Consider the following 11489-nt stretch of genomic DNA (forward strand, 5'->3'; position numbering starts at 1 on the left):
CGGGCCACCGCCGGGCCGCTGCGCCGGCCCACCCGGCTGCGGCGGGCGCTGCGGCTGACCGGGGTTCTCCGGCCGGGGACGCTGCGCACCGCCCTGCTGCGGCTGACCAGCTGCGGGACGGCCGGGCTGCTGCGCGGGACGGGGCTCGGCCGACCCCGGACGACCCGTCTCGGCGGCCGGGCGCTGCCGTTCGGCCGCGCGATCCAGTTCATCCCGGTCCCGGTCGCCGCGCGGCCGGCCGGTGGAGCGCGGCACCGGGCGGGAACGCGGCCGGTCGACGTCGTCCCCGCGCTCGTACAGCGCGGCCAGCCGCCTGCGCTCCTCGTAGCGCGCGGGCCGGTTGATCCACGCATCGAATCCCAGCACGAGCAGGCTGAGCACCACCATCGGCCATCCCAGCAGCGGGACGCCGATCAACGCGATCACCAGCCCGAGCACCAGCAGCGGGGCGACGGGGAGCCAGACGAACGGATCGAACCGGCCGAAGAGCCCGGGAACCGGGTCGTCCGGATGCTCGTCACGTGCCATCGAGATACTCGCTTCCACTCATCGCCAACGGCCCGCTTTGGGCGAATTCGCCCTGCTCTTCCCTGCTGTCCGGACCCTGCCGGCACCGCGTGGAGTCTACCCGAGACCCTCCGGCGCCCCTCCGGCACGCGGGGGGACGGACCCGGGCCCGCAGCGCGCGGTCGGCGGCGCCGCACCGCCGGCCGACCCCGCCGTCCGACGCGGTGCGCATCGTCGGTGAACACGGTGCGGAACCATCGGCAGCGGATGTCCGCACCCCGGAGAGCGGCCGGAACAGCGCGGGAACACGCGTGCAGCACCGACGTTACATCCACAGTGGACACCACCCGCCATCCACCGACGCGCGAGATCCACTTCGTAACGAAACGATCTCCCCAGCCTTCGCGCGAGGTGAGTCGCGAAGGCCACTGCGAGACCACTTCTCGGTGGCATGGAAGAAAATCCGGCAACAGAGACGATCATGCCGGAGATCACCCCCGGAGGTCTGGAGCTTCAAGATCACAGCAACTAGTGTGGCCGCCCGTGACTGACGCGCCGCCTGCCGCGGTCGTGACTCATCGTGAAATCGGGGTTCAAATGGGCGTTGCCGATGCGACGCTGGCCGAACTGACATCGGACCAGCTGCGCAATTTGTGCGAGATCGCAGGAATCGACGAACGCGATCCGATTCGATTACTCGGGGACATCCTCGGCCCCGCAGGTCCCAGGCCTCTCGCGGAACCTCCGCTGTGGCCCTCGGACGTGGCCGACGACGCCACTCCCGTCGAATTCTCCATGCAGTTCGAGAGCGACGGCAACCGGCACCTGCGCGTGCTCGCCGAGAAGCTCGCAGACGAACCGGGCCCGGGCGCCAACCTCCGCGCCACGCGGGAACTGCTGACCTCGCTGGACGCCCGGTACGGGCTGAACCTGGACCGGTTGCGCGCGGTCGAGGACCTGTTCCTCGCCGACGACCCGCAGGGCAAGTTCGCCTGGTGGTACTCCTTCATCTTCGGCCCCGACTCGATGCCGAAGTTCAAGATCTACATCAACCCCGCCATGCACGGCGCCGAACACGCATCCGCGCTGGTGGAGCGCGCGCTGGGGCGCCTCGGGCTGGACGGCGCGTGGCAGACGATCCGCGACCACGCGCTGACCCGGGACGGCTTCGACCACCCCGGCTTCTTCGCCGTCGACTTGGACCGCGGTCCGCAGGCGCGGGTCAAGCTCTACGTCACGCACGACGCCGCGGGCCCGGACGACGCGGTGCGCGCCGCCCGCGCGGTTCCCGGGATCGACGCGGACCGGGTCGCCGAGTTCTGCGCGATGCTGTCTCCGGAGACCGAGGTGTTCCGCGGCAGGCCGCTGGTGTCCAGCTATTCGTTCGTCGACGGCGACCAGGAAACGCCGAGCAACTACAGCCTGTACCTGCCGATCCGCGACTACGTGCCGCACGACGCGGTGGCGCGCGAGCGCACGGTGCGGCTACTCAAGGACCACGGGGTGGACCCCGACCTGCTGGATCGGGCGCTGACCGCGCTCACCGACCGGCCGCTGGAGGACAACACCGGGCTCATCGCGCACCTGTCGCTGCGGATGAGCCCCGGCAAGACCGGCACCACCGTGTACCTGTCCTCCGAGGCGTACGGCGGAACCCCGCAGCGCGCAGCGTGATCCGTCGGCACGGCACGTGATCCGGACCCGCGCCGCGGGCCGGCGCAGCAGGCAGACCGGCGCCGGACGGACCGGCGCTCCCGAACCGACCGCCCCCGAACCGAGGAGCACCCACCATGCCGCATCTCCGGCCCTTCGTGTCCGCCGTGGTGCGCCCGATCCCGATCACCACGCGGGAGCAGCGCATCCAGGAGATGGACCGCGCGGGCCACAACCCGTTCAACCTCCCGGCCGACAAGGTCAGCATCGATCTGCTGTCCGACTCCGGTACCGGCGCGGTCTCCGTGGACCAGCAGGCGTGGGCGCAGCGGGGCGATGAGCGCTACGCCGGCGCCGAATCGTTCTACCGGTTCCGCGACGCCGTCCGCGACATCGTGCCCTACCGGCACATCCTGCCCGTGCACCAGGGCCGCGCCGCCGAGCGCGTGCTGTTCTCCGCACTGCTGGGCGAGGGCCGGATCAGCGTCAGCAACACGCACTTCGACACCACGCGCAACAACGTGGAGCGGCTGGGTTCCCGTGCCCTCGACCTGCCCTGCCCCGAGGCGGCCGAGCTGGACAGCGAGGCGCCGTTCAAGGGCGACATCGACCTGCAGGCGCTTCGAGACCTGCTCACCGGACCGGAAGGCCCCCGCGTGGGCCAGGTCCTGATGACCATCACCAACAACGGCGGCGGCGGGCAACCGGTTTCGATGGCCAACATCGAGGCCGCCAGCGCGCTGGCCCGCGAGCACGGCGTCCCGCTGATCCTGGACGCGGCCCGCTTCGCGGAGAACGCCTGGCTGGTCACCCGCCGCGAGCCCGGCTACTCCGGCTGGAGCCCGCGCGACGTGGCCCGGCGGGCGTTCGAGATGGCCGACGGCGCCGTGGCCAGCCTCAAGAAGGACGGCCTGGCACCGGAAGGCGCGTTCATCGGGGTGCACGACTCGGACCTCGCCGACCGCTGCGAGGTGGACGTGATCGCCACCGAGGGCTTCCGGACCTACGGCGGGCTGACCGGGCACACCCTGGAGACCCTGGCCCGCGGACTGCACGAGGTGCTGGAACCGGAGTACCTCGCCGACCGCGAGCACGAGGGCGCCTACCTGGCGGAACGCGCGCACCAGGCCGGCGTGGACACCGTGCGCCCGGCCGGGCTGCACGGGATCTACCTCAACGCGGGCACGCTGCTGCCGCACCTGGATCCCGCGCAGTTCCCGGGCCATTCGCTGGCCAACGCGCTGTACCGGGAAGGCGGGATCCGCTGCTCGGAGCTCGGCTCGCTGTATCTGGGCGAGCTGGACGGGGAGGGCAGGCTCACCGCCCCGGCTCCGTTCGAGCTGGTCCGGCTGGCGCTACCGCGGCGGGTGTACGACCACAGCCACCTGGAGTACGTGGGCGAGGTCCTGGCCGGGATCGCCAAGGACCCTGAGCAGGTGCCGGGGTACCGCGTCACGTACGCACCACCGGTGCTGCGGCACTTCCGCTGCCGCACCGAACCGGTCAGGGCCTGAGCCCGGCCCGACAGCAGCGGAGGGGGCGCCGCCGAGCAGCACCCCCTCCGCCGGTCCGCGGACGCGCGGTCAGCCGGTTGCCGCCTCGGCGGGACTGCGCTCGATCGCGGTCCGCACCAACGTGGTCAGCGTGGTCTTGGCCAGTTCGCGGTCCCGGGCGTCGCAGACCATGATCGGCACCTCCGCGGCCAGCGTCAGGGCCTCGCGCAACTCCTCGGGTTCGTAGTAATAGGCGTCGTCGAAGTTGTTGACCGCCACCACGAACGGGATCCCGCGGCGCTCGAAGAAGTCCACCGAGGCGAACGCGTCCTCCAGCTTGCGGGTGTCCACCAGCACCACCGCACCGACCGCGCCCAGCGCGAGGTCGTTCCACAGCGGCCAGAACCGGTTCTGGCCCGGTGCGCCGAACATGTAGAGCACGATCTCCTCGGAGATCGTGATGCGCCCGAAGTCCAGCGCCACGGTGGTCGTCTGCTTGCGCTCGACACCGGTCACGTCGTCGACGCCTTCACTGGCGACGGTCATCTCCTCTTCGGTGGTCAGCGGGTCGATCTCGCTGACGGCACCGACGAGGGTCGTCTTGCCGACGCCGAAACCACCTGCCACGACCAGCTTCACCGGGATCGGCGCTGCGCCCGGCCGGTCATCGCGCTCGGCGCGATCAGAGTCTGCAAAGGCCACGGTAAACCTGCTCCAAGATGTCTCGGCTGACTTCGGCACGAGGCGTGCGCACGAAAACCGCGCCGTGGTCGAGCAGGTCGCTGCACAGGACCCGGACCACGCCCAACGGCTGGGCCAGCTTGACGGCGAGTTCGGCGACCGACACCGGCCTGCGGCAGGTGTCGAGGATGAAGCGGTGCTCCGGCGTCAGTTCCAGCCGGGGCGTTTCGGGCCGCTGTTCGACGGTGACGACCTGCGCCGCCTGGTCGATCCGGGTGCTCTCCGCCGGGGTGCGGCCCCGGGTGATCGTGTACGGGCGGACGATCGGTCCTGCTTCCTCGTCATACCACGCCTCATCCACGGTCAGGTCCTCTCCGCCGCCACACCGTGCAGGTCCCGGGGTGCGGCGGTGAGGAAGTTGCCCACCCTGGTCACCAGCCGCCCCATCTCGTAGGCCACCAGCTCGACGTCGGCGTCCGCCGCGGTGAGCACGGTCAGGCAGGCGCCGCTGCCCGCCGCGGAGACGAACATGAAGCCGTGCTCCATCTCGATGTGCGTCTGCGCCACCTGCCCGCGGGAGAAGTCCTTGCTCACCCCCTTGCCGATGCTGCGCATGCTGGAGGACGCCGCGGCGAGCTTGTCGGCGGCATCCCGATCGAGGCCCTCCGACTTGGCGATGACCAGTCCGTCGTTGGACAGCACCACGGCGTGGTCGGCGCCGTGCACACCGGACACGAAATCGTCCAGCAGCCAACTCAGTTTCGAAGCCGTTTCCGTCATGCCCACCTCACACACTTGCTGTTGCCTGCACTGGTCACGAGCGCTCGCCCTCCTGATCCGGCCCGGAACCACCGCGGAACGCGCGGCGGAATCCGGCCAGCCGGCTGGGGGTTGCGACGACTTCTTCCTCGTTGTCCGGGTCGTCCTTGAGCCCTTCGGCCAGGTTCGACTGTGGCACGCGCTTGGGCAGCGGCGGGCGCCCGCCGGAGCCGGCCTCACCACCGGAATCGCTCTGCTGCGCGGATTCGGGCGCCGAACCGCGATCGGCGTCGTCCGCGGGCGGTTCCGCGGATCGCTCCGGTTCCGGCCGGTTCGGTTCGAGCACGGGCCATTCCCACGTGGGCGGCTCCGCGGTCGCAGGGCTCACCGCGGTCTCCGGCTGGTCGGTCATCACCCCATTCCAGCTGAGTTCCCGGGGTGCCGGAACCGTCGCCGCCGGGCGCGTCTCGTGTTCCGCGACACGGTGCTCCGGTTCCTCCAGGATGCGGTCCGGCACCAGCACGGTCGCCCGCGTCCCGCCGTAGGCCGAGACGCCGAACTCCACCGCGACGTCGCGGCGGGAGGCCAGGCGGGCCGCGGTGAACAGGCCGAGTTGCTCGGCCTTGTTGTTCTCCAGCACGAGGCGGTCGAACTCCGGCGGCTCGTTCATCATGCGGTTCGCGCGCTCGCGCACGGATTCGTCCATGCCCAGGCCCTGGTCGGCGATCTCGATCGCCACCCCGCGCGCGACCGCGGTGGCGGTGACGTGCACCTGGGTGTGCGGCGGCGAGAACGCCGTGGCGTTGTCGATCAGTTCCGCGATGAGGTGGATGGTGTCGCCCACCGCCGCACCGTTGACCAGCACGTCCGGGATGTGGCCGATGACCACCCGGGAGTACTGGTCGATCTCGGAGACCGAGGAGCGGACCACGTCCATGAGCGGCACCGAGCGGCTCCACCTGCGGCCCGGCTGCTGGTCACCCAGGACCAGCAGGTTCTCCACGGTGCGCCGGGCGCGGGTGGTGGAGTTGTCCAGGTCGTAGAGCTTGGCCAGCTGGGCCGAGTTCTCCTCGTTGTTCTCCAACGTGTCGATGGTGCCGTGCATGGTGCGCAGCAGCCGCTGGATGCGGTGCGCCATGCCGACGAAGACGACGCGCGCACCCTGCCGGGCCCGGGTCTCGCCGACCGCGGCTTCGACGGCTTCGGTCTGGAACAGCCGGATGGCGTGCGCGACCTGGCCGACCTCGTCGTTGCCGTAGTTGCGCATCGAGACCAGCTCGTTCTCGACGTCGACGCTCTTGCCGTCGCGCAGCCGCTCGACCACCTCCGGCAGCCTGCGGGCCATGTCCAGGGACTCGGTGCGCAGCCCCTGCAGCCGGGTGATCAGCGCCTCGTCGACGACCGTGCGGTACACGCGACGGGCGAACGCGAAGGACAGCACGGCGACCACCAGGGCGGCCAGGCTGCCCCAGACCACCGTCCACAGCGCGTTGTCGCCGTTGGCGGCGCCCCGCGCCGACACGATGTCGGCCTGGTTGCGGGCCAGCTCCGAGGCGCGGTCGCCGACGGAGGTGGAGAGGTCGCGCCACTCGTCGGCGCGGACCGGGGCCTGCTCGGTGCCGGTGAACGGACCGCCGGCGACCAGCGCGTCCTCCACCGCGGTGAGCCGCTGCCACTCCGGGCTGCCGACCAGTTCGCGGTACTGCTGTGCGACCTCGGGCTCCAGGTTGCGCTCGTTGGTCTCCAGCAGGTCGTGGTGCGTGGTGATGTAGCCGGTGAGTTCGCGGTGCTGCGCCGGGGTCAGCTCACCGCTGCCCAGTGCGACCGTGACCAGCGAGGACTCCCGGGCGAACATGTCCGAGGCGCGGAACAACGAGGTCGCCGTGATGGCGCCTTCCAGCGTTTCGGCTTCCGGGGTGATGCGCGCCTGGACGTCGAAGACCTCGGTGGCGGTGTCGAACAGGTCGTTGAACTGGCTGTTGAGCTCGTCCGGCGTGGCCGCGCCGCTGTCGATGCGCGAGCGCAGGTCGGCCAGGCCGTCGAAGTAGCCGTTGAGCCGGCCCATCGGTTCCTGCAGCTCCTGCGGCGCGGACTCCATCACCGGGGCCGCCTCGGAGTTGAGGCGCTGCAGCGCGGCATCGGTGCGCTGCTGCTGCTCGGTGAGCTCGGTGGTGCCGACGTCGGGCTGGCTGACGGTTTCCAGGCTCAGCATCCGCTCGCGCTGCACCTCGTTGAGGGCCGTGACCGCGGGCAACGACATCTGCCGCACACCGGAGGAGACCTGCTGGGTGGAGATGGCGTCGACGGCGAACAGCGAGCAGCCGACCACCCACAGGACGCCGACCACGATCCACGGGATGGCGACGGCCCAGGTCAGCCGCGACCGGATCGAGGTTTCGACGTTCCTCCCGCGCCGTCTGCCCGATTTCTGGGCGGCTGGTGGGGACTCGTTTTGGGTTGTCACTTCCACACACTTTCCATTGCTGGTCCTCGTCCGGCGGTGGACGAGCCGATCCGAATGCCGTGCGGACGCGCACCGCGCCGGGCCGGGCAGCGTCGAGCTGCGGGCCGAGGCGCGACGGGGGTCGTGTGCCGCCCGGTCGCGCGGCGGCGTTCGGGTCCGCCCGGGCCGGTGCGCCTGCGCGCCGACCGGTCCGGCTGGTGCTGGAGGGCACTCCTTTCCGCTAGCCGACGCTGGGCTGCACTCCGACTGCCTGTTCGGTCATGTCCCCCGCGATGCGAGGCACTGTATCGGATGATGATCACACGTTCGAGATCGGTACCGTCCCGCGAAAGCGGGGTGCGAGACGTGCGATGCGTGCATCAGATGCGCTGCGAATCCCCGGATCGCGCGACGAGGCACCGTCCCTCGGCAAACCGGTGGGCGGCCGCAGCGGAGTGGCCACTCGGCACGCCCGGGCGGTGGAGCACGCGCCGCCCGGCAGGCTCAGCGCCGGTGCGGGACGTAGTGCTTCGGATCGTCCCGCTCGTCCGCGGGCGGCAGGTTCCGGTCCGGGGTCTCCACCCCGCGGTCCGGCCCGCCGCGAGCGCGACGCCAGCCCGCGCGCGCCCGCGGGTGGTAGCGGTAGTCGAACGGCACGAGCCGCCAGAGCACCGCGATGGTCCGGCCCAGCACGCGCAGGGCGAGTTCGTCGCGGCGCGTCCACCGGGTGCCGAGCTTGCGGCGCACCGGTTCCGGGTGCACACCTGTGGTCAGCCACACGAATCCCCGGCCGATCGGGATGCGGAGCAGCCGCCACAGCGGATCGGGCAGCATCCGCAGCAGCGGAGGTTTGCCGAGGCCGGAGATGTCGAGCACGTCCCGGGTGGCCTGGTTGACCTCCAGCACCTCGGTGCACATGTGCTCCCAGTAGCGCTGGAAGCTGTCCCAATCCGGCGGGACCGGGCGCATGCTCACCCCGTACAACCGGTACCACTGCACGCCTTCGGCGTAGAGGCGCCGCTTCTGCTGCTCGGTGAGCGGTTCGCCGAAGTGCTCGGCGATCAGGACGGGCATCATCAGGAAGGTGGCGTGCGCCCAGAAGTAGGTCTCCGGTTCGAGGGCGTGGTAGGGCCGCCCGTGCCGATCGATCCCGCGCACCGCGTCGTGGTACCCGCGCACCTCCCGCGCGGTCCGCACCGCGCGCGGCCCGTCGTAGACGACGCCGCCGATCGGGTACAGCGAGCGGAACAGCCGCTGCCAGCGCTCGTCGAAGAACCCGGAGTGCTGCTCGACCCCGGCGCCGAGCTGGGGATGCATGTTCTGCATCGACCCCGCCCACAGCGCCAGCAGCAGACCGCGCCAGTCGCCGAAGTACTTCCAGGTCAGCGAATCCGGACCGAGCGGTGTCGGCTGCTCCGACATCGGTGCTCCCTTCAACTGAGGACACCTGTCCTCAAGGTAGGATCCGCGCCCCCCTCCGTCAATCACCCCGATCGGAGCAGCACCCGGATGACCTGGGCAGGCAGCAGCCTCCAGCAGCGCCGCGCCGTCCGGCGCGCCAAGCTCCTCGACGTGGGCCGCGAGCTGCTCGGCACCCGCGGCAGCGCTGCGGTGACCGTGCGCTCCGTGTGCCGGCAGGCCGGGCTCACCGACCGCTACTTCTACGAGAACTTCGCCGACCGGGACGAACTGGTGCTCGCCGTGTACGAATCGGTCGCGGCCGAGGCGCGCTCCGCGCTGCAGTCCGCGGTGGCCGGAGCTCCGACCGAGGACCCCAGGACGGTGGCACGCGCCGCGGTCGATTCGTTCCTCGACGTGCTCACCGGCGATCCCCGCGCCGGGCGGATCCTGCTGCTGGAACCGCTGACCGATGCCGCGCTCAGCGAGCGCGGCGCCGAGCTGATGCCCGCGTTCGCCGAGCTCGTGCGCGCCCAGCTCGACGAGCGGGCCCCCGAACTGGACGCGGCGATGACCGCGACCGCGCTGATCGGCGCGCTGACGAACCTGTTCATCCGCTGGCTCGACGGCAGCCTGCCCGCGGACCGCGGGCGTATCACCGACTACTGCGTCGAACTGCTGCTGGCCGCGGCCTCGCTCACCGACCGGGCGGGCTGACCGCACCGGACGACTCCGCCGCTCGACCGCCGCTTTGACTACGCTACCCCCGTGGGGTACAAGGGGCCGCAGGGCGGGACCAGCAGCGGGAGGACGAGCATGCGCGGCTACACGCACGACAAGGACGAATACGCCAAGCGGCTGCGCCGGATCGAGGGCCAGGTGCGCGGCCTGGCGCGGATGATCGAAAGCGACGAGTACTGCATCGACGTGCTCACCCAGGTCTCGGCGACCACGAAAGCGCTGCAGTCGGTCGCGCTCGGGCTGCTCGACGAGCACCTCAAGCACTGCGTGGCCGAGGCCCTCGAAGAGGGCGGCGAACAAGCCGAGGAGAAGGTGCGCGAAGCCAGCGAGGCCATCGCCCGGCTGGTGAAATCCTGACCGCGGTCCCGCTTTCCAGCCGGAACGCAGCATCCGGCGCCGCTACGTTGGGCACGTGATGAGAACCGGAGGTCACTCCTGTTGACCGGCACGCGGGGCAGCACGGCACCCGCCGGGCGCGGCATGCTCGCGCGGTGGCTGCTGCTGCTCGCGCTCAGCGCCGGCATGGTGCTGATGCACCACGTCCCGGGCGGGCACGGCGAGCACCACTCCCCCGCTGCCGCGGCTTCGACCGAGCACGGCGCGGCCCCGCCCGCGCACGCGGCACCCGATCCCGCCGCGCCCGCGCACGCGGCGGCCGACCAGACCGGCGGCGAGCCCGGCCCGGTCCAACTGGACGACCTGCTGCACCTATGCCTGGCGATCATCGCCGGGGCCGCGCTGCTGCTGCTCGACCTGCGCAGGAACCGCGGACCGCTGCACGGGCTGCCCACGATCCGCACCCCCCGCGTGCACCCGGTCTCCCGGCGCCGCCCGCCGCCTCCCGTCCGACGACGACTCGCCGAGCTGTGCGTGCTGCGGCTGTGATCCGCCCGGTCGTTCCGGACCGATCACGACCGACATCGAGAGCACGAAGGTGAATCCATGCAACGCACACGCGTGACGGTGAGCGCGGCCGCGCTCACCGCGGCCGCAGCACTGCTCGCCGGATGCGGCGGCGCAGGCCAGGACGAGGACCCGCACGCCGGGCACGGCCCCGCTCAGCAGGAGCAGGGCCAGCAGCACCCGCCCGGCCACGGCGAACAGCCCGCCCAGGGCGAGCAGCCCGGGCACGGCGAGCACAACGACGCCGATGTGGAGTTCCTCAGCGGCATGATCCCGCACCACCAACAAGCGGTGCAGATGTCCGAGATGGCCCAGGGCCGCACGGACAACCCGCAGGTGCTCGACCTGGCCGGGGAGATCCTGGCCGCGCAGGGGCCCGAGATCGAGCAGATGTCAGGCTGGCTGACCGAGTGGGGCATTCCCCAGTCGGACGGCGGCGGCCACGGTGAGTCCGGTGAGCAGACAGCGCCCGAGGAGCACGGGATGGCCGGGCACGAGGGCCACGGCGAGCAGAGCCAGCACGGCCAACAGAGCGAGCAGGGCGGGCACGAGATGCACGGCATGCTCACGCCCGACCAGATGCGTGATCTGCAGCAGGCCAACGGCGGCGAGTTCGACGAGCTCTACCTGTCGCTGATGATCGAGCACCACGAGGGGGCCGTGGACATGGCCGGCCAGGAGCTCGATCGCGGCGCCTTCGCCCCGGCCAAGGAGCTCGCCCAGCGGATGATCGACGCCCAGCGGGCCGAGATCGACGAGATGCAGCAGCTGCTGCAGCCCTGATCAGCGAGAACCGCGCGGTCGTGCCACCGTCCTCGCGGCGGTGGCACGACCGCGCCGGCGGCTCAGGACCGGATTCCGCGGTTGCGTCCGGTGACCTTGTTGTAGACCACGAGCACGATGACCGCACC

Annotated in this window: 12 protein-coding genes; 6 read left to right on the forward strand and 6 right to left on the reverse strand. The window is 71.3% G+C overall.

Translation table 11 applies throughout. The annotated features are described in order from the left end of the window. On the reverse strand, nucleotides 1-528 hold a 528-nt coding region (locus IQ251_RS15980; protein WP_193929401.1), incomplete at its 3' end, for a sensor domain-containing protein. 576 nt (nucleotides 529-1104) lie between these two features. Between IQ251_RS15980 and IQ251_RS15985 the strand changes: the two genes are divergently transcribed. Together IQ251_RS15985 and IQ251_RS15990 are read left to right on the forward strand one after the other, a co-directional pair. Further along, nucleotides 1105-2181, forward strand: a complete 1077-nt coding sequence (locus tag IQ251_RS15985; protein WP_193929402.1) for a tryptophan dimethylallyltransferase family protein — start codon at nucleotides 1105-1107, stop codon at nucleotides 2179-2181. 116 nt (nucleotides 2182-2297) lie between these two features. Further along, on the forward strand, nucleotides 2298-3674 hold the full coding sequence (locus tag IQ251_RS15990; protein WP_193929403.1) for a tryptophanase: 1377 nt from the start codon (nucleotides 2298-2300) through the stop codon (nucleotides 3672-3674). Nucleotides 3675-3743: 69 nt separating this feature from the next. Here IQ251_RS15990 and IQ251_RS15995 read toward each other — a convergent pair whose 3' ends face one another. From IQ251_RS15995 to IQ251_RS16015, 5 genes are all read right to left on the reverse strand, one after another. After that, a complete protein-coding gene (locus IQ251_RS15995) occupies nucleotides 3744-4355 on the reverse strand; it encodes a GTP-binding protein (protein WP_193929404.1) in 612 nt (203 codons plus the stop codon). After that, on the reverse strand, nucleotides 4336-4695 hold the full coding sequence (locus tag IQ251_RS16000; protein WP_193929405.1) for a DUF742 domain-containing protein: 360 nt from the start codon (nucleotides 4693-4695) through the stop codon (nucleotides 4336-4338). Before IQ251_RS16000 ends, IQ251_RS15995 begins: the two co-directional genes overlap by 20 nt. Before the next feature lie 2 nt (nucleotides 4696-4697). Further along, complete coding sequence (locus tag IQ251_RS16005; protein WP_193929406.1) at nucleotides 4698-5114, reverse strand: roadblock/LC7 domain-containing protein; 417 nt, start codon at nucleotides 5112-5114, stop codon at nucleotides 4698-4700. 34 nt (nucleotides 5115-5148) lie between these two features. Then, the gene (locus IQ251_RS16010) at nucleotides 5149-7557 is read right to left on the reverse strand and encodes a nitrate- and nitrite sensing domain-containing protein (RefSeq protein WP_193929407.1); all 2409 of its coding nucleotides are present in this window, start codon (nucleotides 7555-7557) and stop codon (nucleotides 5149-5151) included. 483 nt (nucleotides 7558-8040) lie between these two features. Next, on the reverse strand, nucleotides 8041-8958 hold the full coding sequence (locus IQ251_RS16015) for an oxygenase MpaB family protein (RefSeq protein ID WP_193929408.1): 918 nt from the start codon (nucleotides 8956-8958) through the stop codon (nucleotides 8041-8043). Nucleotides 8959-9045: 87 nt separating this feature from the next. Here IQ251_RS16015 and IQ251_RS16020 point away from each other — a divergent pair, with 87 nt between their 5' ends. The 4 genes from IQ251_RS16020 to IQ251_RS16035 all read left to right on the forward strand — a co-directional run bounded on the left by IQ251_RS16020 (nucleotide 9046) and on the right by IQ251_RS16035 (nucleotide 11361). Further along, entirely contained in the window at nucleotides 9046-9651 is a 606-nt protein-coding gene (locus tag IQ251_RS16020; RefSeq protein ID WP_193929409.1) for a TetR/AcrR family transcriptional regulator, read from the forward strand. Nucleotides 9652-9750: 99 nt separating this feature from the next. Next, nucleotides 9751-10032, forward strand: coding sequence for a metal-sensitive transcriptional regulator (locus IQ251_RS16025; RefSeq protein WP_193929412.1), 282 nt, complete (start codon nucleotides 9751-9753; stop codon nucleotides 10030-10032). Between the two features lie 81 nt (nucleotides 10033-10113). Next, a complete protein-coding gene (locus IQ251_RS16030; protein ID WP_193929410.1) occupies nucleotides 10114-10560 on the forward strand; it encodes a DUF6153 family protein in 447 nt (148 codons plus the stop codon). 57 nt (nucleotides 10561-10617) lie between these two features. Further along, entirely contained in the window at nucleotides 10618-11361 is a 744-nt protein-coding gene (locus tag IQ251_RS16035) for a DUF305 domain-containing protein (protein ID WP_193929411.1), read from the forward strand. Nucleotides 11362-11489 lie beyond the last annotated feature (128 nt).

Source organism: Saccharopolyspora montiporae (genome assembly GCF_015209505.1).
GTDB lineage: Bacteria > Actinomycetota > Actinomycetes > Mycobacteriales > Pseudonocardiaceae > Saccharopolyspora > Saccharopolyspora montiporae.